Source organism: Marinobacter sp. (assembly GCF_048266785.1).
Taxonomy (GTDB): Bacteria; Pseudomonadota; Gammaproteobacteria; order Pseudomonadales; family Oleiphilaceae; genus Marinobacter.
In genome coordinates, this window is the sequence record NZ_JBLWYX010000010.1 from 130,708 (window position 1) to 149,744 (window position 19,037).

28 protein-coding genes and 1 pseudogene are annotated in these 19,037 nt (G+C 59.1%); 25 read left to right on the forward strand and 4 right to left on the reverse strand.

Going from position 1 to position 19,037, the window contains the following annotated elements; translation table 11 throughout:
* The first annotated feature begins 8 nt into the window (after positions 1 to 8).
* The 25 genes from ACN0V1_RS14505 (at position 9) to ACN0V1_RS14625 (ending at position 16,337) form a co-directional block, all read left to right on the forward strand.
* Positions 9 to 1,016, forward strand: a complete 1,008-nt coding sequence (locus tag ACN0V1_RS14505) for a phage major capsid protein, P2 family (RefSeq protein ID WP_417545672.1) — start codon at positions 9 to 11, stop codon at positions 1,014 to 1,016.
* Positions 1,017 to 1,026: 10 nt separating this feature from the next.
* Positions 1,027 to 1,863, forward strand: a complete 837-nt coding sequence (gene gpM, locus ACN0V1_RS14510) for a phage terminase small subunit (RefSeq protein WP_417545673.1) — start codon at positions 1,027 to 1,029, stop codon at positions 1,861 to 1,863.
* A 103-nt stretch (positions 1,864 to 1,966) separates the two neighbouring features.
* Complete coding sequence (locus tag ACN0V1_RS14515) at positions 1,967 to 2,428, forward strand: head completion/stabilization protein (protein ID WP_417545674.1); 462 nt, start codon at positions 1,967 to 1,969, stop codon at positions 2,426 to 2,428.
* Positions 2,428 to 2,634, forward strand: coding sequence for a tail protein X (locus tag ACN0V1_RS14520; RefSeq protein ID WP_417545675.1), 207 nt, complete (start codon positions 2,428 to 2,430; stop codon positions 2,632 to 2,634). Before ACN0V1_RS14515 ends, ACN0V1_RS14520 begins: the two co-directional genes overlap by 1 nt.
* A gap of 33 nt (positions 2,635 to 2,667) precedes the next feature.
* Positions 2,668 to 3,060 carry a hypothetical protein gene (locus ACN0V1_RS14525; protein ID WP_417545676.1) on the forward strand — a complete coding sequence of 131 codons (393 nt, stop codon included), beginning with the start codon at positions 2,668 to 2,670 and terminating at the stop codon, positions 3,058 to 3,060.
* Positions 3,057 to 3,482, forward strand: a complete 426-nt coding sequence (locus ACN0V1_RS14530; RefSeq protein ID WP_417545677.1) for an N-acetylmuramoyl-L-alanine amidase — start codon at positions 3,057 to 3,059, stop codon at positions 3,480 to 3,482. Before ACN0V1_RS14525 ends, ACN0V1_RS14530 begins: the two co-directional genes overlap by 4 nt.
* 11 nt (positions 3,483 to 3,493) lie before the next feature.
* Entirely contained in the window at positions 3,494 to 4,036 is a 543-nt protein-coding gene (locus ACN0V1_RS14535) for a hypothetical protein (protein ID WP_417545678.1), read from the forward strand.
* Positions 4,033 to 4,497, forward strand: a complete 465-nt coding sequence (locus ACN0V1_RS14540; protein ID WP_417545679.1) for a phage tail protein — start codon at positions 4,033 to 4,035, stop codon at positions 4,495 to 4,497. Before ACN0V1_RS14535 ends, ACN0V1_RS14540 begins: the two co-directional genes overlap by 4 nt.
* Positions 4,487 to 4,942 (forward strand): phage virion morphogenesis protein, encoded by a 456-nt coding sequence (locus ACN0V1_RS14545; protein WP_417545680.1) that lies wholly within the window; start codon positions 4,487 to 4,489, stop codon positions 4,940 to 4,942. Before ACN0V1_RS14540 ends, ACN0V1_RS14545 begins: the two co-directional genes overlap by 11 nt.
* 69 nt (positions 4,943 to 5,011) lie before the next feature.
* Positions 5,012 to 5,572 (forward strand): phage baseplate assembly protein V, encoded by a 561-nt coding sequence (locus ACN0V1_RS14550; RefSeq protein ID WP_417545681.1) that lies wholly within the window; start codon positions 5,012 to 5,014, stop codon positions 5,570 to 5,572.
* Between the two features lie 2 nt (positions 5,573 to 5,574).
* Positions 5,575 to 5,772 carry a hypothetical protein gene (locus ACN0V1_RS14555; protein WP_417545682.1) on the forward strand — a complete coding sequence of 66 codons (198 nt, stop codon included), beginning with the start codon at positions 5,575 to 5,577 and terminating at the stop codon, positions 5,770 to 5,772.
* Positions 5,773 to 5,777: 5 nt separating this feature from the next.
* Positions 5,778 to 6,113 carry a GPW/gp25 family protein gene (locus tag ACN0V1_RS14560; RefSeq protein ID WP_417545683.1) on the forward strand — a complete coding sequence of 112 codons (336 nt, stop codon included), beginning with the start codon at positions 5,778 to 5,780 and terminating at the stop codon, positions 6,111 to 6,113.
* Entirely contained in the window at positions 6,110 to 7,021 is a 912-nt protein-coding gene (locus ACN0V1_RS14565) for a baseplate assembly protein (protein ID WP_417545684.1), read from the forward strand. Before ACN0V1_RS14560 ends, ACN0V1_RS14565 begins: the two co-directional genes overlap by 4 nt.
* Positions 7,014 to 7,640, forward strand: coding sequence for a phage tail protein I (locus ACN0V1_RS14570; protein WP_417545685.1), 627 nt, complete (start codon positions 7,014 to 7,016; stop codon positions 7,638 to 7,640). Before ACN0V1_RS14565 ends, ACN0V1_RS14570 begins: the two co-directional genes overlap by 8 nt.
* Before the next feature lie 8 nt (positions 7,641 to 7,648).
* Positions 7,649 to 8,962 (forward strand): phage tail protein, encoded by a 1,314-nt coding sequence (locus tag ACN0V1_RS14575; RefSeq protein WP_417545686.1) that lies wholly within the window; start codon positions 7,649 to 7,651, stop codon positions 8,960 to 8,962.
* Entirely contained in the window at positions 8,962 to 9,345 is a 384-nt protein-coding gene (locus tag ACN0V1_RS14580; protein ID WP_417545687.1) for a hypothetical protein, read from the forward strand. The genes ACN0V1_RS14575 and ACN0V1_RS14580 overlap by 1 nt, the downstream gene beginning before the upstream one ends.
* Positions 9,345 to 9,761, forward strand: a complete 417-nt coding sequence (locus ACN0V1_RS14585) for a hypothetical protein (RefSeq protein WP_417545688.1) — start codon at positions 9,345 to 9,347, stop codon at positions 9,759 to 9,761. The genes ACN0V1_RS14580 and ACN0V1_RS14585 overlap by 1 nt, the downstream gene beginning before the upstream one ends.
* Complete coding sequence (locus ACN0V1_RS14590) at positions 9,758 to 10,183, forward strand: hypothetical protein (RefSeq protein ID WP_417545689.1); 426 nt, start codon at positions 9,758 to 9,760, stop codon at positions 10,181 to 10,183. Before ACN0V1_RS14585 ends, ACN0V1_RS14590 begins: the two co-directional genes overlap by 4 nt.
* A 485-nt stretch (positions 10,184 to 10,668) precedes the next feature.
* Complete coding sequence (locus ACN0V1_RS14595) at positions 10,669 to 11,808, forward strand: phage tail sheath protein (RefSeq protein ID WP_417545701.1); 1,140 nt, start codon at positions 10,669 to 10,671, stop codon at positions 11,806 to 11,808.
* Positions 11,809 to 11,819: 11 nt separating this feature from the next.
* Entirely contained in the window at positions 11,820 to 12,329 is a 510-nt protein-coding gene (locus tag ACN0V1_RS14600) for a phage major tail tube protein (RefSeq protein ID WP_417545690.1), read from the forward strand.
* Between the two features lie 13 nt (positions 12,330 to 12,342).
* A complete protein-coding gene (locus ACN0V1_RS14605) occupies positions 12,343 to 12,627 on the forward strand; it encodes a phage tail assembly protein (RefSeq protein WP_417545691.1) in 285 nt (94 codons plus the stop codon).
* A 23-nt stretch (positions 12,628 to 12,650) separates the two neighbouring features.
* Positions 12,651 to 12,767 carry a GpE family phage tail protein gene (locus tag ACN0V1_RS14610; RefSeq protein WP_417545692.1) on the forward strand — a complete coding sequence of 39 codons (117 nt, stop codon included), beginning with the start codon at positions 12,651 to 12,653 and terminating at the stop codon, positions 12,765 to 12,767.
* A complete protein-coding gene (locus ACN0V1_RS14615; RefSeq protein WP_417545693.1) occupies positions 12,767 to 14,872 on the forward strand; it encodes a hypothetical protein in 2,106 nt (701 codons plus the stop codon). Before ACN0V1_RS14610 ends, ACN0V1_RS14615 begins: the two co-directional genes overlap by 1 nt.
* A 5-nt stretch (positions 14,873 to 14,877) precedes the next feature.
* Positions 14,878 to 15,351, forward strand: a complete 474-nt coding sequence (locus ACN0V1_RS14620) for a phage tail protein (protein WP_417545694.1) — start codon at positions 14,878 to 14,880, stop codon at positions 15,349 to 15,351.
* Positions 15,351 to 16,337 (forward strand): contractile injection system protein, VgrG/Pvc8 family, encoded by a 987-nt coding sequence (locus tag ACN0V1_RS14625; protein ID WP_417545695.1) that lies wholly within the window; start codon positions 15,351 to 15,353, stop codon positions 16,335 to 16,337. Before ACN0V1_RS14620 ends, ACN0V1_RS14625 begins: the two co-directional genes overlap by 1 nt.
* A 1-nt stretch (position 16,338) precedes the next feature.
* Here ACN0V1_RS14625 and ACN0V1_RS14630 read toward each other — a convergent pair whose 3' ends face one another.
* From ACN0V1_RS14630 to ACN0V1_RS14645, 4 genes and pseudogenes are all read right to left on the reverse strand, one after another.
* Entirely contained in the window at positions 16,339 to 17,208 is an 870-nt protein-coding gene (locus ACN0V1_RS14630) for a hypothetical protein (protein ID WP_417545696.1), read from the reverse strand.
* A gap of 1 nt (position 17,209) precedes the next feature.
* Positions 17,210 to 18,025, reverse strand: a complete 816-nt coding sequence (locus ACN0V1_RS14635) for a hypothetical protein (protein ID WP_417545697.1) — start codon at positions 18,023 to 18,025, stop codon at positions 17,210 to 17,212.
* A gap of 74 nt (positions 18,026 to 18,099) precedes the next feature.
* A complete protein-coding gene (locus tag ACN0V1_RS14640) occupies positions 18,100 to 18,552 on the reverse strand; it encodes a hypothetical protein (RefSeq protein ID WP_417545698.1) in 453 nt (150 codons plus the stop codon).
* A 181-nt stretch (positions 18,553 to 18,733) separates the two neighbouring features.
* Positions 18,734 to 19,037: pseudogene (locus tag ACN0V1_RS14645) on the reverse strand (hypothetical protein); the annotation flags it as partial.

Below are 19,037 nucleotides of genomic sequence, written 5' to 3' on the forward strand. Positions count from 1 at the left end.
GTCAGACTATGCGCAACGAATCCAGAGTACAGTTCAATAAGCTTCGTCAGCAGATCGCGAAGCTCAACGGTGTGGAGTCTGCGGCGGAAACCTTCGCGGTAGAACCCTCCGTCCAGCAGCGGCTGGAGAGACGAATCCAGGAGTCCAGCGACTTCCTGAACCGCATCAACGTGATCGGCGTGGACGAGATCAAAGGCGAGAAGATTGGCATGGGCGTGGGATCCACCATCGCCGGCCGTACCGATGTGTCCGCCAAGGATCGCACCCCGCGTGACCTGAGCGACATGGGCGCCAACGGTTACGAGTGCTTCCTGACCGAATTCGACACCGCCGTGCCCTACGCCAAGATCGACGCCTGGGCCAAATTCCCGCAATTCCAGGCCATGCTTCGCGACGCCATCGTGCGTCAGCAGGGGCTGGACCGGATCATGATCGGCTTTAACGGTACCAGCGCGGCATCGGAAACCGATCGCGTTGCCAACCCGCTTCTGCAGGACGTTAACATCGGCTGGCTGCAGCATTACCGCACCACCTCCCCCGAGCGCGTCATGGCTGAAGTCGTTGGAGCATCCGGAGAGGTAACCGTGGGCGCTGGAGGCGACTACAAGAATCTGGATGCCGTGGTGTACGACGTAGTCCACAGCATGCTGGATCCGTGGTTCCGCGAGAGCCCGGACCTGGTTGTGCTGCTGGGCCGCACTCTGATGAGTGACAAGTACTTCCCGCTCATCAACCAGGACAACGCCCCGACCGAACAGCAGGCACTGGATGCGATCGTAAGCCAGAAGCGCATCGGCGGCCTGCAGGGCATCCAGGTACCGTTCATTCCGGACGGCACCATGATGATCACAACGCTGGACAACCTGTCCATCTACTACCAGAACGGCGGCCGCCGCCGTCACATCATGGACAACCCGAAGCGCAACCGCATCGAGAACTACGAATCCTCAAACGAGGCCTACGTGGTAGAAGACTTCGGTGCCGGCGCGGTGGTTGAGAACATCACACTGGTGTAAGGGAGGCGTAATGGTCAGTCCAGCCAAGAAGCGTTTCGAAAAAACCCGGGCCGCCCGCGAGGCGGCCCAGGCCGAAGCACAGGAAAAAGCCCGCATGGAGCGCGAAGCCCGGCAGCGGAAAGAGGAAGATCGGAGAAAGAAAGTTGTCTCCACTCCCTCCGCAGAAGAGAAACCGGTTAACCGAACCATGAGCCCGGCCGCCAAACGGTTTCAGGCCCAGAAAGCCGCGAAAGATGCCGCCGCCGCCACGCCGTCGCGCCCCACTGGCGATGCGTACAAGCTGCATGAAGCGGCCATCATTGAGGACAGCCGACGCCTGCACGATCTGCAGAGCATCGAGCGCAAGATCGAAGCCAAGCGCGACATGCTGCCCAACTACGAAGGCTACGTGAAGGGTGTACTGGAAGCAGGATTGGGCCAGCAGGACGACGTGCTGATGACCCTGATGGTCTGGTACCTGGACGTGGGCGATCTGAAGACCGGCCTCGACATTGCCGAATACGCAGTGAAGCACGGCCTGGAAACCCCGGACCGGTACCAGCGCAAAACCGCCAACCTGGTGGCCGAGCAAGTGGCCGACTTCGCCCTGAAATTGGACGCCGAAGCGGATGGCAAGGAAGAGATCCTGGAGCAACTGCACCGCACGGTGGAGTACTTCGCGGATGCCGACATGCACGACCAGGTGAAGTCGAAGCTGTTCAAAGCTCTGGGTTATCTGGAGCGTGACGCTGGTGACAAGGAAACCGCACTGGTGTCACTGCAGCGCTCCCTGGAACTGAACGATCGCGCCGGCGTGAAAAAGGACATCGAGCGCCTGGAAAAAGAACTGAAGAATTCCGGCCAATAGCCGGACCCGAGTCGGCACCCCGACGCCAGGCGGCACGGGGCCCTGAGCCAAGGCCACGCCAGAAGCTCTACGGCCCCGTCCACCGCCTTCACCCGGAGGCACCATGAGCCTGATCGCAGCCGGTGGTACCACCGAGCCAGTAACCATCCCCAACGCGGCCTTCTTCCCTGATCTGCAATTGCAGGATTTCCGGGATGCCATGCGCCTGGATGGCACCGTCCCAGATGAGCGGGCTGTGCATGCCCTCGAGTCAGGCATGTTCGACGTGAACCGATCGCTTTCAGCGTTCATGGAGGCCCAGAAGGATGAGGGGGTCAACACACTGGAAGAAGTGCCGGACGCCGATTGGCAACCCATGGGAACCAATGTCCGCCTCTACCTGAGAGCTGTTTGGTGCCTGGCCAAAGCCAGCCTGATCGAGCGGTACCGGGATTACGACGCCACCGGCGCCGGCCACGAACAGGCCGAAGCCATGAACCTGACCAGTGATGATCTTAGGCGTGACGCATCCTGGGCTCTTTCTGATATCCGAGGGGTTCACCGCACCACGGTGGAGTTGATCTGATGCGGGAAGTCAGAGCGATACAGGGCGACACCGTAGACCGCATCTGTTACCGGATCTACGGAAAGACAGCCGGGGTTACCGAGGCTGTCTACGAGGCCAACCCGGGCCTGGCCGATATCGGGCCAATCATTCCAACGGGAACCCTGATCAAGGTGCCAGAGGTGACCACTCAACCGACCAAAGCGACCGTCCAGTTGTGGAATTAGGGAGACGGCATGCCGCCAGAAAAGGCTGAATCTATGCAACTGCAAGAGATGGTCGCCCTCGACTGGGCGGCACGGCTCAGACATCTGGAGGACCTGCACCCGCGAGTGAACGCGCTGGAAAGTGCCGTGGCCGGATTGCACAAGGATCTCCAGAACCTGGCTGAAGACCAGAAGGAAAACCACAAGGAGACCCAGCAGGCTCTGAAGGATTACCTGGAGCACAGCCAGCAGCGCATGGATAAAAGCGACGAAGCCACCCGAGGAGCAATAAGCGGGCTGGATAAGAACGTCACCGGGTTGGCCCGCAAGGTCTGGTTTTTTGCCGGCGCCGTGTGGGTGCTTCTTGGAATTGGCGGCATTGCCTTTGCCATGCGCAAAGAACTGTTCAGCGCAGCCGTTGCCATGTTGGGAGCACCAATAGAATGAGAGAGATCAAATACCTGGTCGTCCATATCAGCGACAGCCAAAAGGATCGTGGCGACACCGCCGCAGACATCCACCGCTGGCACCAGGAGCGCGGATGGGACGGCATTGGCTACAACGCGGTTATCACCGGTACCGCCGAGCTCCAGCAGGGCCGGCCAGACTACTGGCAGGGCGCCCACGTCCGGGACTTTGACGAGAACGGCGAAGGCGACAACTCCGACAGCCTGGGCATCTGCATCATCACCGACACGGCACCGGATGAAGACCAGCTGCGGATTCTGGAAGGCTGGCTTCAGGCGAAACTGGTGCAATACCCGGCTGCCAAAGTGGTTGGCCATCGTGACCTGGATTCGCGCAAAACCTGCCCGAACATGGACATCCCCGCATGGTGGGCCAGCCGAAAAAAGTACCGAATCGACTGAAGGAGACCGGCATGGACTGGAGTAGTGTAGGCAGCTGGATTAAAGAAAACGCCGGTACCGGAGCATCCCTGGTCGGATCTCTGCTGACAGGCAACGTGCCCGGAGCCGTGGCCGCCGGCGTATCGCTTGTCAGTGGTGCGACCGGTACCGATGATCCGGATAAAGCGATGCAGCAGCTGAAGGGCAACCCGGACGCCCTCGTCAAACTCAAGGAACTGGCTTACCGGAATGAAGACAGCATCCGCCGGCATATTGAAGAAATGGAGCGGCTGAAACTGGAAGATGCCCAGGCCAGGCACCGCACCACGCAGGAAACCATCCGGGCGGGTGATGTTGCTGAAGATTCCTTCGTGCGCAGGACCAGGCCTGGCCAAAGCTGGGTATCGCTCTTCGCTGCCCTCGCTTATGTCTTCGTGAACGATCAGCCAGACGTGATGATTCTGGGCGCCCTGCTCACCCTGCCGTGGGCCTATGCCGGACTGCGCCAGGTTGGTAAAGGTGTCGACAGTGTGGCCGGGGCCATCAAGGCCCGCCGGGCGGGTGGTAAGCCATGAGGAAGCTGGCCGATCTGCGAAACCATATACTGGCGAATGTGCCAGCGCTGAAAAAGAACCCGGATAAGCTCCTGACGTTCATTGAAGATGGCAACATCGAGTTCTGGCAGGGAACCAACCTCTCCCACAACTACACCCTGCCCGTGCGGCTGATCGTTACCGACTACGCCGGGGATGTCGACGAGATCATCATTCCGATTCTGTCTTGGCTTATGGTGCGGGAACCGGGATCGGATCCTCAGAACACGATCAGTTTTGAAGCAGAGCTGCTGAATAACAACAGCTACGACATCAGCATCACCGTGAACATCACAGAACGGGTGATCGTGAAAACCACCGAGGCGGGCCTTGATGTTGAACATGTCCTGCCGGAGCCCCCGCTGGAGATGAACAGCGATGCCCAGTGGCAGATCATCGCGGACCTTCACGGACTGACGGAGCCCGTAGACGGTGACGACTGATAACCTGGACGCCCTCGCCGGCTGGGTAGAGCCACTGCTTCGGAAACTGGAGCCGGCAGAGCGGCGGAAACTCATGAAAGCCGTGTCCCGGGACCTGCGCAAAGCCAATCAGGAGCGAATAAAGCAGCAGGAGGACCCGGACGGCCAGCCGTGGGAGCCGCGAAAGCGCAGGCTTCGGGGTAAGAAAGGCGGCATCCGCAAAAAGGCGATGTTCACCAAGTTGCGAACCGCCAAATACCTCAAACTCCAGACCAGCCCGGACAGCGCCGGCCTGGCATTCACCGGTTTTGCTGGCCGAATCGCGGCCATCCACCATTACGGCCTGCGCGCAAAAGTCGACAAGAACGGCCCCGTTTACGATTACCCGGCACGGGAGCTGCTGGGCTTCAGCCGTTCAGACCTTGAGCTGATCGCTGACCGCATCCTGGATCATATCGACCTCTGATTTTGTCGGAGCCAGCGACACAAGCCCCACCACTTCCCGCACGCGAACCCCGGCGCACAAACTGGTGCCATGAATACACTCGCTGAAGCATTTCGCCTGATCAACAACCTGGTGCGCATTGGAACCATCGCCGAAGTGGACCATGAGACCGCCCGCGCGCGCGTGCAGGCAGGCGATAACCTCACTGGCTGGCAGAAATGGATCACTCTCCGGGCCGGCACCACTCAAGAATGGAACCCACCAACCGTGGGTGAACAGGTGGTGCTGATTTCTCCGGCCGGCGATCTGGCCCAGGCCGTCATTATCGTTGGCCTGTTTACCAGCAACGCCCCGTCAGCAAGCCCGGACGAACACAAGCGGGTGTATCCGGACGGCGCCACCATCACCTACGACCACGTCAAGAAAGAGCTGGTCGCCAGCCTGCCCGGGAAAGTGAACATCAACATCACCGGTGACGCCACCGTGAACGTCGGCGGGAATGCAACTACCGCCGTGGCCGGTATCTGCAAGGTAGACGGCGAGAAGATCCACTTGAACGATGGTAACCCGGTGGTGACCACGGCTCACATTTGCCACTTCACCGGCAATGAGCATGGTGACGGATCCAGCACCGTGACGGCGGGAGAGTAGCCATGGCACTCAGCAAAAGCGCCCTGAAGGGACGAATTGTTAGCGAGATGGAGGCCATGGGCGCCACTGCCACCGGCGAACACAGTTGGGTGGAGCGAATGGCAGAAGCGCTGGCAAACGCGGTAGTCGATGAAATTCAGAGCAACGCCCAGGTGCCAGTCACCAGCGGGTCCAGTGCAGGCACATACAAGGTGGAATGATGGGCATGAACGCAGCGACCGGCCGCAGGCTTGCCGGATCTCAGCACATCGGCCAGAGCATAGGGACGATTCTCAGCACCCCGCTGGGCTCCCGTGTTATGCGCCGGGACTTCGGCTCTGTGATCCCCGCTCTGATCGATCAGCCCCTGAAGCCGGCAAACATCCTGCGTCTTTACAGCGCGGCCGTCGTCGCCATTCAGGAGTGGGAGCCGAGGGTGAAAGTCGGCAGCGTGCGCCGAAACATCGGGAAAGACGGTGAATTCATCCTGGATATCTCCCTCTCCCGAGTCGATACCGGCGAATCCGACACAGTCCAGATTCCGCTAGGGGGTGCCCAGTGAGCGGCTCTATTGATCTGTCCAGACTGCCGCAGCCAAAAGTCATCGAGGAGCTCGATTTCGAGACCATCCTTGGCCAGCGCAAAGACAAGCTGCTGGCCCTGGTACCAGAAGGCGACCGGGCGCAAGTCGAGCAAACCCTGGCGCTGGAATCGGAACCGCTCACCATCCTGCTGCAGGAGAGCGCCTACCGCGAACTGATCTGGCGGAAACGGGTAAACGAAGCCGCGGTGGCCAATATGCTGGCCTACTCCAGCGACGATGATCTCGACAACCTGGTTGCCAATTTCGACACAGAACGCCTGATGGTTGACCCGGGAGACCCGGACGCCATCCCGCCCGTGCCGCCAACCTACGAAAGCAACGAAAGCCTGCGCCTGAGATCCCAGCAAGCATGGGAAGGTCTCAGTGTGGCCGGCCCAACTAAGGCCTACGAATACCACGCACAGTCCACCGATGGGCGGGTGTCTGACGCCCGCGCCATTAGCCCGAATCCGGCTGAAGTGGTGGTCACCCTGCTATCCACCGAAGGCGACGGCACAGCCAGCCAGGAAATCATCGACAAGGTCGATGCTGCCCTGTCCGCCGAGGATATTCGGCCAGTGGGCGATCGCCTGACCGTCCAGTCGGCCACCATCGTCAACTACCAGGTGGACGCCACCCTTTACGTCTACCCGGGTCCAGAGCAGGAGCCCATCCTGGCGGCTGCCCAGTCCTCTCTCGATGAGTACATCAGCTCCCAACGTCGTATTGGTCGCGATGTACGGCTGTCAGCCATCTACGCAGCCCTGCACGTTGAAGGCGTCCAGCGAGTGGAACTAGCCCAGCCGGCTGCGGACGTGGTGATCAGCGACACCGAGGCAGCACACTGCACCAGCACCAGCGTAGTGATCGGGGGCTCTGATGAGTGACGATCGCACGCCACTGCTGCCCAGCAACGCCACCCCACTAGAACGGGCAGCGGCTGAAGCTCTTGCCGAGATTCAGCGGGTACCGGTGCCACTGCGCACGCTTTGGAACCCGCAATCCTGCCCGGCCGCCTTGCTCCCGTATCTGGCCTGGGCCTTCAGCGTCGACCGCTGGGACCCGACCTGGACGGAAGCCGCCAAGCGCGACGTGATTGCGACCAGCTTCTATGTACACAAGAAGAAAGGAACCATCAGCGCCTTGCGTCGGGTGGTGGAACCACTTGGTTACCTTCTGGAAGTAACCGAATGGTGGGAAACCGAGCCCATGGGCACGCCCGGCACCTTCGCCCTGAAGATCGGCGTTCTGGACAAAGGCATCACAGAAGAAATGTACCTGGAGCTGGAACGTTTGGTGGACGACGCCAAGCCGGTCAGCCGACACATAACGGGTCTGGATCTGGCAGGCGAAAGTTCTGGCATCTTCTTCGCCGGCATAGCGGTCTATGACGGCGATGTCACCGCGGTATGGCCCTACCAGCCCGGCACCATTGAAGCCTTCGGTACCACTTACGTGGGCATGGCCACCGACAGCAACGACTCAGCAACGGTTTATCCTCAATAGGAGCAAGCATGCCATCCTTCTACACAATTCTCACGGACGTTGGTCAGGCCAAACTGGCCAACGCCATCGCCCTGGGGCAGACCATCGACATCACCGACCTGGCCGTGGGCGATGGCAATGGCGCCCTGCCAGTGCCGGACACCTCACGCACGGCCCTGGTCAACGAAGTCCGCAGGGCACCCATCAACCTGAGCGAAGTGGACGCCCAGAATCCCAGCTGGGTAGTGGTTGAACAAGTCCTTCCCCCAGACGTGGGCGGTTGGACTATTCGGGAGATCGGCGTATTCGATACCGAAGGCGACCTGATCGGTTACGGCAACTACCCGGAGACTTACAAGCCTGTTCTGGCAGAGGGCTCCAGTCGAACCCAGACCATCCGTTTCGTGATGGAGGTATCCGACACTGAGGCCGTGACGCTGAAGGTGGATCCGTCTGTGGTGCTGGCAACTCGTGGTTATGCCGACAATCTCATGACTACCCATGAAGCCAGCAGAAATCACCCTTCCGGTACCACGGTTGCAAAAGGGATGCTTCGTCTAGCGACTGCAGATCGCGTGAAACAATACAACGCCGCCGACGCACTAACTGCCGCAGCGCTGAGGGATTCTGGGCTACTTGGTGCTGCTTTAACAGTTGTTACTTCGGCGGAATCTCCGAAGGCGCTGACCGTGGCCGAGGCTGGTCTGGTGCTGGTGGATGCCACCAATGGGGCGGTGACGCTGAACTTGCCGGCCGCGAGCGGGAATAGCGCGCTGCATTTCATCATCATCCGCACCGATGCGAGCGCCAACGTGGTAACGGTCGCCGCAGATGGAACGGACACGATATCGAGCGTGGCCAGCATCACCCTGAACGGGACAGAGCGCGTGTCCCTGTTCAGCGATGGCACGTCGACGTGGCGCCGCGCCTTCGACGTCAGCCTCTCAGGGGACAACGTTTTCAACGGTGACAATGAGTTCGGGACCATGCCCACGGTAGGCAATAACCCGGTGGTCGAGTCGGGGTCGAACACCGATGGGCAGTGGACGCGGTACGCAGACGGCACGCAGATATGCGCCGTCGAGGTCAAGTCGGCGGACGGCATCGTCTACGCCTATGGCAGTATTTATTCTTCAGATAGCGTGGCCTTCACTTGGCCTGCTGCTTTCACTGGCGGCCTTGGCCGGGTCGCTCAGGGAGCCCGCACGGGACGCTCTAACTCTTGGTGCGGACTTGGCGGAAACGGCATCGGCGACACTGTCGGCACACTGGCGGGCTACTCCGGCAGCTCTAGCGGCGCGACACCGAATCTAGATGCGATCGGCTACGGGAGGTGGTTCTAATGAAAGTTAAGTTTCTTGCTGTAAATGATGCCCCGGGCTACGCCCTGTCAGGCGAGATCATCACGACCAACGGCGACAGCTTCGACCTGTCGGTCATCCAAGAGGGCGGTGCGTTCGTGCCCAACGAGGGGACGCAGGCGATCCAGCTACGCGATGCCTACCGCGACAACGGGGAGTTGTACGTCACGCTGGGGCAGATGCCGCCGGTCACCAAGGTGACCTACATCGTCGAAGGCAAGCCGGTGACACTCTCTCCCGCCGATGAGGCGCCGGAGGTCTACACCAACAAGATTGAGCATAGGGGCGGAAACTGGCGCGAATCGGATTGGATCGACGCCGCCAGCTATGATCCGGGTACTCTGTACATCCAGGAGGTAGTCTAATGGGTATAGTGACACACAAGACCGCCGCGCAGGTCCTGGAAGACAAGCGGGCCAACGCGAAAGCACGGGTTGATGAGGCCGCTGGTAAGGCGCGCGAGCGGTTCGTCTCGCCGGGGGATCTGATCGACCAAGAATATCTTGCGGCCGAGACGGCAGCGCAGGAATTCAAGGCAGCGGGCTACCCATCTTCAGGTGTGCCGCCCGAGGTTCAGAGCTGGGCTGATGCTGCTTCCATTACTGCCATTGAAGCAGCAGATGACATCATCGCGACCGGGCAAAACTGGCGCGGTGTGCTCTCACAGGTTCGAGCGGTCCGTCTGGCTGGCAAGGCGGCCGTGGATGCCGCAGCGGCTGGGGATATTGAGACGACCGCCCAAACCTATATCGATCAGCTGCAGTCAATGACTCCGGCATGATCACGCTGCAGTTTTCCACAACAAAAGGCATCGGCAGCCGGGTGATCCGCTGGGCCACCTGGTCGCCTTTCAGCCATGTGGACCTTGTGCTGGGGGATGGGCGTTTGCTGGGCGCTACGGCGCGCTACGGTGTGACTGTTCGAGACCCGGAACCGGTCAGCGCCCTCGCTAGGTTTCAGGTGGCGGCGCCGGCGGAAGTTTTAGACGCTCTGAACAGCCAGATCGGGCGGCCCTACGACTGGCCCGGCATCTTCGGCTGGGGGTTCCGACGTAACTGGCAGGAACAGGACTCCTGGTTCTGTTCCGAGTTGATCGCCTGGGCATTCCGGGAGGCAGGTTGCCCGTTGCTTCGTTTCGACAGAAGCTACAGAATAACCCCAAGAGACCTTTTACTCTCCCCTATGCTCATTCCGATAAGCTGATCTACACCTCTTTTTGTCCATTCGTTCTTCACAAATCTCAGGCCTAGCCTCTCAGGCTTGAGCGTTCATCATGGCACCTATACCCCGGCAAAAACAGACCAGGAGGCGTCATGCCCGACCAATACCACCACGGCGTGCGGGTGCTTGAGATTAACGAAGGCACCCGTACCATTCGCACTGTTTCAACCGCCATCATTGGGCTGGTTGCGACAGCTCCCGAAGCCCTGCCTGGCGTAGCTGCTGAAGCTGTTGTGCTCGCCATCGCAAACAATGCCGATGTGAACTTCACCGCGGCCTCCGTTGGCACCGACGGCAACCAGATTCGTGTTCGTTATGTAGATCCAGGCGCAGCCGATTCGCTGCTTGATGTGACCGTCAGCGGCAAGGACATCACTGTTTCCCTGGCGACCGATGCCCTTGGCGATATCACCAGCACCGGGAACGATGTAGTGGCGGCCGTCAACGGCAGCGCGGAGGCATCGGCCCTGGTGGTGGCAGACAACGCCGCCGGCAATGACGGCACAGGCATCGTGAACGCTGAGAACTTCACCCGCCTGGCTGGTGGCGAGGACGAACCGTTCCCGCTGAACAAGCCAGTGTTGATCACCAACGTAAGTGACGCGATCGGCAACGCCGGTACCACCGGCACGCTGCCGGCCGCACTGGATGGGATTGGCGACCAGGCCTCCCCTGTTATCGTGGTTGTCCGTGTCGCTGAGGGCGAGACCACCCAGGACACCGAAGCCAACATCATCGGCACCACCACTGCTCAGGGCAAGAAAACCGGCCTGCAGGCCCTGCTGGTTGCTGAGCAGAACCTTGGTGTGAAACCCCGCATCCTTGGTGTACCAGGCCTCGATACCGAGAACGTCACCGCAGAGCTGGTCATTATTGGCCAGAAGCTACGCGCCTTCTGCTACGCCTACGCGCACGAGTGCCAGACCATTTCCGAAGCCATCCTCTACCGTGACAGCTTTGGCGCCCGTGAGCTGATGCTGATCTGGCCGGACTTCACCGCATTCAACGTGAACACCGCATCCACCGAACGCGCCTACGCCGTTTCCCGGGCCCTGGGCCTACGGGCGAAGATTGACCAGCAGGTAGGCTGGCACAAGACACTGTCCAACGTGGCAGTGAATGGTGTCACCGGCATCGATAAGGACGTGCACTGGGACCTTCAGGACCCGAACACCGATGCAGGCCTGCTGAACGCCAACGAAATCACCACGCTCATCCAGCGTGACGGTTTCCGGTTCTGGGGCTCCCGCACCTGCAGCGCGGATCCGCTGTTCCAGTTCGAGAACTACACCCGTACCGCCCAGATCCTCGCCGACACGATCGCCGAGGCGCACATGTGGGCCGTGGATAAGCCACTGCACCCATCCCTGGCCAAGGACATCCTGGAAGGCATTAACGCCAAGTTCCGGGAGCTCAAGCTGCTGGGGCTGATCGTGGATGCCAACGCCTGGCTGGATCCGAACATCAACACCGAAGACACCCTCAAGGCCGGCAAGCTGTACATCGATTATGACTACACCCCGGTACCGCCGCTGGAGAACCTGCTGTTCCGTCAGCGGATCACCGACCAGTACCTGGCCGACTTCGCCGCCCGCGTGAACGCATAAGGAGCTGAACCATGGCACTTCCCAAGAAGCTGAAGCACTTCAACCTGTTCGGCAACGGCGATAACTGGCAGGGCCAGATCGCCTCCCTCACCCTGCCGCCCATGGTCCGCCAGATGGAAGAGTTCCGTGGCGGCGGCATGAATGCCCCGGTCGATATCGACATGGGCATGGAGAAAATGGAATTCCAGTGGACGCCGGCGGGCATCATCCCGGGCCTGTTCGACAACTTCGGTACCAGCCAGCTGGACGCCGACCTGCTGCGCTTCTCTGGCAGCTACCAGCGGGACGACACCGGAGAAACCCTCCCGGTGGAAGTGGTTGTTCGGGGCCGCCACCGCGAGATTGCCATGGGCGACGCGGAATCCGGCAGTGACAACACCCTGTCTGTGACCACCACCCTCAGCTACTACAAGCTCACCATCGGCGGTGAGGAAGTGGTAGAGATTGACGTACCCGGCATGGTCGAGCGCATTCGCGGTCAGGATCGCCTGGCCGAACACCGCCGCAACATTGGCCTGTAAGGAATTCTGAACCATGAGTAAGCCCGTAACCGCAACTGTCGAACTGGACACCCCGATCAAGCGCAACCAGGAAGAGGTGGCCAAGCTGACCCTGCGCAAGCCGATGTCTGGCGAACTGCGAGGCCTCTCCCTGGCTGACCTGATCAACATGGACGTGGACAGCATCACCCGGGTAATGCCCCGCATCAGCAACCCTGCCCTCACCGAACAGGAAGTGCGAGAAATGGACCCGGCCGATCTGGCCGCCTGCGGTACCGAGATCGCCGGTTTTTTGCTGCCGAAGCGGCTGAAGGGGTAATCCCACGCCGCGTTGACGATGCCATGGCTGACATCGCCGCCATCTTTCACTGGCGGCCGTCAGACATGGCCGATATGCCCCTTTCCGAACTCATGGAGTGGCGGGAACATGCCCGTACGCGAAGCCAGCCGGAGGAATGATGTCCAAGAACCTCGACCTGAAGGTTGTTCTTGCCGCCCGAGATAAGATCACCGGCCCCCTGAAAAAGGTAAACGCCACCACCACCGGCACCGCCAGGGCCCTGAAACAGGCCCAGTCGGAAACCAAAAAGCTGCAGTCATCCCAGCGGGATATCTCCTCCTTCAAGCGGCTGGACGGCGCCCTGCAGAAAAACAGCCAGGCCCTGTCAGAAGCCCAGGAGCGCACCCGCCGGCTGAGCCATGAGTTACGCACCACCGCCAAGCCCACTGCAAAGCTCCGGGCCGAATACAACCGGGCCCGGAAGGACGTGGAATCGTTCACACAGAAAGGCCAGGACCAACGGAAAGAGCTGGGCAAGATGCGCAAGCGCCTGAGCGATGCCGGCGTGGACGTGCGCAACCTTTCCGGAGAGGAGAAGCGACTGGCTGAGCAGATGGCAGCCACCAACACCCGCATACAGCGCCAGAAGAAATACCTGGCCCAGCTGGGTAAAGCGGATGTCTCCGGCAAGTTCGGCAACATGACCAGTGAAGTGGGCCGCTTCGGCAGGCGCACTGCCCTTGTCGGTGCCGGTGCGGCCGCCGGTATCTTCGGCATTGCCAACTCAACCGCCACCCTGGGCGACCAGGTGGCCAAAACCGGCGACAAGATAGGCATCGCCCTGGGCCCGTTCCAGGAACTGCGATATGCCGCGGAGCGGTCCGGGGTATCCACGCAGAAGTTCGATTCCAGCCTGGAACGGTTCGTGAAGCGGATGGGCGAAGCCACCCAGGGCACCGGTGCGGCCCGCAAGGCCTATGAAGAACTAGGCCTCTCAGCCGAGGACCTGTCCAAGCTGACACCGGAAAAGAGCCTGGAAGTGGTTGCAGACCGGCTGTCCTCCGTGGAGAACCAGTCCCAGCGCGTAGCGATCGCCGCCCAGCTGTTTGGCCGCGAGGGCGTGGCCATGGTCAACATGATGAGAGATGGCAGTGCCGGCCTGCAAGCGCTGCGCAAAGATGCCCGAGAGACTGGTTACGTGCTCAGCGAGAGAGCTGCACGAGACGCGGAAACCTTCAAAGACGCCCTGCTCGATGCCCAGCTGGGCATGGCTGGCATGAAGAACACCATCGGCGCAGAGCTCATGCCCGCTATTACCGAAATGATGGGCGATCTGTCCTCCTGGATGCGAGAGAACCGGGACCAGGTAAGCGCCTTCGCCTCCACCTTCGGTACCAAACTGAAGAACGCGATTCCTATCCTGAGAGACATAGCAAAGGGCGCCGCCTCAACCGCAAAAACGCTGGGCGTTATCACCAGTAACCTGGCTGGATTGGTTGGCGGCTTCGACAACCTGGGCATGATTCTCGCCTTCGTGTTCGCCATGAAGCCGATCCTGACCATAGTGGCGTTCGGGAAAGCCATTTTCACCGCCGGTACCGCCATTGTCGGCCTGGCCGGAGGCCTCCCTGCCGTTGCCGCTGGCATCAAGGCCATCGGAGTTGCACTGACAGCCAACCCCATCGGCCTCATTATTGCGGCCATTGCCGGTGCCGGGTACCTAATCTACAAAAACTGGGGCGCCATCATGGACTTCTTCCGCAGCCTGCCTGCCAAGTTCTCCGGCTTCGGCTCCATGATCATGGATGGCCTGGTGGGTGGTCTGCTGGGCGGTCTCAAAAAGGTGAAGGACACCATCGTGAACGCCGGGCAGAAAACCATCGGCTGGTTCAAGGATGTGCTGGGTATCAAGTCACCCTCACGCGTATTTATGAGTGCAGGCCAGGACACCCTTGAAGGCTACCGGCGCGGCATCAAGAAGCAGGAGCCGGAGGCCCTTAAGCAGGTCAGCGGCTTCGGCAAACGAGTACGCAGCGTAGGGGCTGGCATTGCCATTGGAGCCGGTGCATTGCCCGCCGCTGCCGGTGTCCAGTTCGACAACCGGCCACCGATCGCGCCCAGCTCACCGGCTACGGCCGGTGCCAGCGAGAGCGTAACAATCAACGTCTATGGCGCACCAGGGCAAAGCGAACAGGAGCTGGCCATGCAGATCGAGCGCATCCTGCAGGAACGCGACCGCCGCAAAGCCACCCGGGCCCGCAGCGCCCTGTACGATCGGGAGTAACCGCCATGATGATGACGCTTGGTATGTTCGTGTTCGAAGTGAAGTCCCTGCCCTACCAGCAGCTGCAGCGCAGCACCCAGTGGCGCCACCCGAGCCAGAGCCGCATCGGCCAACGGCCGGCTTATCAGTATGTGGGCCCGGGGGACGACACCATCACCCTTACCGGTACCCTGCTGCCGGAACTGACCGGTGGCCGCGTTACGCTCGATGACGTGCGCATCATGGCCGACGAAGGCAAGGCCTGGCCTCTGATTGAAGGCTCCGGGCGGGTGTATGGCTTCTGGAGCATCACCGGTGTGGAAGAAACCAGCACCGCCTTCTTCTCCGATGGCGTGCCCCGCAAGATCGACTTCAGCATCAACCTGGTGCGCGTGGATGACGACGACTTCCAGGCATTCAGGGACCAGGCCGCCACCAGCCGGGACGCCGCCATTGGCTTGGGCCTCTACCAGCCACGGCGCAATGAAGGAGTCGCCTGATGCAGCATCGGGCACCTGACTACCGCCTGGTGGTGAATGGCCAGAACATCACCCCAAAGCTGAACGGCCGGCTGATCGATCTCACCCTGGAGGAAACCCCGGGCGACGAGGCAGACACCATGTCCATCTCCCTAACTGACCACGACAGGGCACTGGAAATTCCGCCCAAAGGCGCCGAGCTGGAACTGGCCATCGGCTGGAAGGGCCGCCCATTGATCGAGAAAGGCCTGTTCATCGTCGATGAAGCCAGTTACAGCTGGGCACCCAACACCCTCAACATCACCGCCCGCAGCGCCAACATGCGCAACGGCCTGCCCACCCGCCGTACCCGCAGTTGGGACCAGGTAACCATTGGCGATATCGTCAGCACTATTGCCGCACAGAATGAATTGGAACCGGTAGTCAGCAACCAACTGGCAGGTGAAACCATTGTCCATCTGGACCAAACCGACGAATCAGACCTTAACCTGCTCACCCGCCTGGGTGAGAGGCACGGCGCGATCGCAACGGTGAAGGCAGGTCGACTGCTGTTCACTCCTCGAGGAACCGCCACCACCGCCAACGGCAATGCCCTGCCGGAGATAACCATCACGCCGCAGTCCGGTGACAGTGGCACCTACCGGGAAACAGACCGGGATGGATATACCGGTGTAGTGGCGTTCTGGGACAACGTGGACGAGGGGCAACAGGAGCAAGTGCTGGCCGGTACCGAAGAGCGTGTAAAGCGACTGCGCGGAACCTACCCAAACCAGAGCGAGGCCAATGCTGCAGCCAAAGCGGAACTGGCAAGGGCGAACCGTGGAGAGGCAGAACTGAGCGTTACCCTCGCCACCGGGCGGCCCGATGTGGGTCCGGAATTCCGGCTACGGGCGGAGGGCTTCAAGCGTCAGATCGATGAGCGGCAGTGGGTGGTAACCAGGGCCAGTCACAGTTTGAGTGATAGCGGACTGGTTACCAGTTTGAATGCGGAGACACTGGACTCCTAAGTCAAGCCGCTTTACCGAGGCACCAGTCTGATACAGAGACCCCGAGCTCATCCAGGTCTTCGTGCGACTCCATTTGTATCTCATGGCGCTGAACGAAAGCATAGAACTCTTCGAATTCCTTCTCCAAAGACTGAAAGGTCTCTTTAGTCAAACCTTCCCCTGGCATCACAACGAATAGAGCTGCATTTTCACTGATTTTGTTTTTAAGGGCGGTTTCTACCGCTCGAAAACCCTCGAACAGCTGACTCTTAACACGCCATGGATCGGCATACGCCGCAGAGGTGAGCGTTGCGACTCCGTTGTCACGCTGAAACGGCAGGTATAGTTTTTCGTTGCCGTATATGTCGCTCACTTCTTTGAACGGGTCTTCGGGGACATGCTTCCCATAATCCATCTTCAAGGCCAGTTTCAGTCGCTTTTTTACTTTATCGTAAGCAACATCTCTGGAGACAGGAACGAACGGTTTTTTCTTTCCCTTGGTGGCTTTTGGGCGACCAAGGGTTACAACGTCAGCGTAGAGCCTGTCTACAATGCTTTCGTTGTCCGCCCCTTGCGCAAAGCCCCGTTCTTCAATCGTAACCCCGGCAAGGATGTTACCCCTGCGTTGCGGATTGGATCTCATGCACTCATCAACGACCTGACAGGCAAGCTCTGCATGAAAGGCAGCGTTGCTGCTATCAAATAGGCACTCCAACCGTGAGAACTCATTTAATAACCTCAGAGAGAGCTCGCCCTCCGAGGACACAAAGCCAACGCCTATGTTGAGCACTTCTCCTGTAGCCATATCCGGCTGCCAACGCGCAGTAAACCAGTTGCCCTGAATACCAGCTTTTGGCGCTGCTTTTGCGAAAAGTTCTTCTAAACCGTTCATGTTATACCGCCATCAAATAAAAATGTTGGCTTATGCGATCGTGACCTTCATCGGCTCGAATCTTTAAAAATTCTTCCAGCGCTTTCCGCCTGGACGGATCGTTGGCAAGAAACGAATCCCACCAATTCCGAAGCTCATTTATAACTCCATTATAGGCATCGGGGTGGTTTGTCGCCGCCACAGCTATCGCGCGCTTTTGCGGCAGAGTGCCATTCTGAGCGACGTTCAAAATAACCGACAGAATATTGGGGTATTCTTCCCCTGGCTGAAGATCCACTGCCTCCCAAGTAGGTTTAACAGGCAGATTGGAGTGATCTATCAGAAATAACCGCCCCGGTCCATCAACAACAATATTCTGCAAGTTACGGTCAGTGTTGGCCGTCCAGTCATCGAACGCCACAGTATCATTGAGCTTAGGCCACCCTTCCAGAATTTTCATTACGGAAGCCAGCTGCTTCTCTGTAATAGGGTCCGTAATCTGGAAAATGGTCGTGGGGGTTTTCCCCGGCGCTTCACTCACTACAAAGGCTACTGGAAGGAAGTCATCCTGGTTTGTCAGCAAACCATCTGGGACCTGAATAATACCAGCGTGCGAAGGAAGCGGCAGTTTGCAGGCTTTGGCCAACAGGTATCCCGTAATTTCGTTGAGAACACCCAACGGAAGCTTTTTAGAAAAGAGCTTAAAATAGCTCTTCCGTGCTACCCCGTCATTCCATACCACAGAGGTTAAAAGCGTGGAGGCTGTCTTCCCCTCTCCAACCACCTGGTATATGTTCGCCAGCCGGCTTTCGTGAAGTACTTCAATATTTTCTGACATTAAACCCCCGATTCTCGCGCCGCAATCCTGCCTTTTGCATTGCCTTCAAGCTCCTTTCTCACACATATTTGTTTTTATAACTTCGCATCTTCCCTTGTGGCTCCTGGCCGCTGCTTATCTCCACTCCAGTTCACGCGTTTGATAACAGCGCGCCCAACCTTCTTGCCTTCTTGCTTACCGCCGTGGCCATGAATGCCACGCTGAAAGGAGAGCTCTGTCTCGGTATTTTTGGTAATTACGACAAACTCAATTTTTGCCCTCCGAAACGTAGACATAACCTTCTTTAGTGCCTCCCCGGCTGAGGTGTATACCGCATCGCCCTTATACGGGTTGCCACTCTGTCGGAAAAGTTTCACCAGATGATGCCCCTCCGGAATGAGATTCGACACTTCCGGAAGCTGGTCCAGGTAAATCGTGGTCATGTTCTCGGGATCGCCCAGATCGGTGTGCCGCTTAAGGTGCAGTACCACCACCAGTAGTAGGAATGCACCCATCGCAATAAATCCAATCACTTCCAACTCTTCCATCTATCCCTTCCCTGCAGCTATCGCAAAAGTCCATCTAATCGATATCTTGACCGTCCTTAAACAAACATGCCCGCCACGCTACGATTAGCCCGCTTAGTACTCCACCACCGATACCTTATTTAGTAGGCTGTTTATAGTTGTACTCTCCATGGCTTTGCTCTCCCTGATTAGATCTTTATTCTTAGAAGTTCATCTCTCTCATTTCCTCACACACTCCTTCGATCCCCGGAAACATAGAACCAGCTGTGATTCCCATGAATCGCAGGTCCGCCATCGCGGTATCTCTTTCGCTTGCAGGAATGTCGATCGCGGTCAGGAACTTTGTGTTATTGGTGCCCTCGATGTTCGTTATATAAGTCTCGATATCAACAATGTTTGAAGCTGTAGTCACCGCCTGTTGAGGTACCTTGTAGTGGTCAACTAATCCCGGACAGTATTTTAAGTTTTTCTTCCGCGACCACAGGTGGCATGCCGTCATTGAATGT

Bases quoted from the DNA above. Each gene is read 5' to 3' on its own strand.
- ACN0V1_RS14540 (WP_417545679.1), top strand. From the start codon at position 4,033: ATGAGGAAGCTGGCCGATCTGCGAAACCATATACTGGCGAATGTGCCA.
- ACN0V1_RS14555 (WP_417545682.1), top strand. From the start codon at position 5,575: ATGGCACTCAGCAAAAGCGCCCTGAAGGGACGAATTGTTAGCGAGATG.
- ACN0V1_RS14585 (WP_417545688.1), top strand. From the start codon at position 9,345: ATGGGTATAGTGACACACAAGACCGCCGCGCAGGTCCTGGAAGACAAG.
- ACN0V1_RS14600 (WP_417545690.1), top strand. From the start codon at position 11,820: ATGGCACTTCCCAAGAAGCTGAAGCACTTCAACCTGTTCGGCAACGGC.
- ACN0V1_RS14580 (WP_417545687.1), top strand. From the start codon at position 8,962: ATGAAAGTTAAGTTTCTTGCTGTAAATGATGCCCCGGGCTACGCCCTG.
- ACN0V1_RS14550 (WP_417545681.1), top strand. From the start codon at position 5,012: ATGAATACACTCGCTGAAGCATTTCGCCTGATCAACAACCTGGTGCGC.
- ACN0V1_RS14520 (WP_417545675.1), top strand. From the start codon at position 2,428: ATGCGGGAAGTCAGAGCGATACAGGGCGACACCGTAGACCGCATCTGT.
- ACN0V1_RS14525 (WP_417545676.1), top strand. From the start codon at position 2,668: ATGCAACTGCAAGAGATGGTCGCCCTCGACTGGGCGGCACGGCTCAGA.
- ACN0V1_RS14515 (WP_417545674.1), top strand. From the start codon at position 1,967: ATGAGCCTGATCGCAGCCGGTGGTACCACCGAGCCAGTAACCATCCCC.
- ACN0V1_RS14570 (WP_417545685.1), top strand. From the start codon at position 7,014: ATGAGTGACGATCGCACGCCACTGCTGCCCAGCAACGCCACCCCACTA.
- ACN0V1_RS14635 (WP_417545697.1), bottom strand. From the start codon at position 18,025: ATGTCAGAAAATATTGAAGTACTTCACGAAAGCCGGCTGGCGAACATA.
- ACN0V1_RS14535 (WP_417545678.1), top strand. From the start codon at position 3,494: ATGGACTGGAGTAGTGTAGGCAGCTGGATTAAAGAAAACGCCGGTACC.
- ACN0V1_RS14505 (WP_417545672.1), top strand. From the start codon at position 9: ATGCGCAACGAATCCAGAGTACAGTTCAATAAGCTTCGTCAGCAGATC.
- ACN0V1_RS14575 (WP_417545686.1), top strand. From the start codon at position 7,649: ATGCCATCCTTCTACACAATTCTCACGGACGTTGGTCAGGCCAAACTG.
- ACN0V1_RS14630 (WP_417545696.1), bottom strand. From the start codon at position 17,208: ATGAACGGTTTAGAAGAACTTTTCGCAAAAGCAGCGCCAAAAGCTGGT.
- ACN0V1_RS14530 (WP_417545677.1), top strand. From the start codon at position 3,057: ATGAGAGAGATCAAATACCTGGTCGTCCATATCAGCGACAGCCAAAAG.
- ACN0V1_RS14625 (WP_417545695.1), top strand. From the start codon at position 15,351: ATGCAGCATCGGGCACCTGACTACCGCCTGGTGGTGAATGGCCAGAAC.
- ACN0V1_RS14620 (WP_417545694.1), top strand. From the start codon at position 14,878: ATGATGATGACGCTTGGTATGTTCGTGTTCGAAGTGAAGTCCCTGCCC.
- ACN0V1_RS14615 (WP_417545693.1), top strand. From the start codon at position 12,767: ATGTCCAAGAACCTCGACCTGAAGGTTGTTCTTGCCGCCCGAGATAAG.
- ACN0V1_RS14610 (WP_417545692.1), top strand. From the start codon at position 12,651: ATGGCTGACATCGCCGCCATCTTTCACTGGCGGCCGTCAGACATGGCC.
- ACN0V1_RS14590 (WP_417545689.1), top strand. From the start codon at position 9,758: ATGATCACGCTGCAGTTTTCCACAACAAAAGGCATCGGCAGCCGGGTG.
- gpM (WP_417545673.1), top strand. From the start codon at position 1,027: ATGGTCAGTCCAGCCAAGAAGCGTTTCGAAAAAACCCGGGCCGCCCGC.
- ACN0V1_RS14640 (WP_417545698.1), bottom strand. From the start codon at position 18,552: ATGGAAGAGTTGGAAGTGATTGGATTTATTGCGATGGGTGCATTCCTA.
- ACN0V1_RS14560 (WP_417545683.1), top strand. From the start codon at position 5,778: ATGAACGCAGCGACCGGCCGCAGGCTTGCCGGATCTCAGCACATCGGC.
- ACN0V1_RS14605 (WP_417545691.1), top strand. From the start codon at position 12,343: ATGAGTAAGCCCGTAACCGCAACTGTCGAACTGGACACCCCGATCAAG.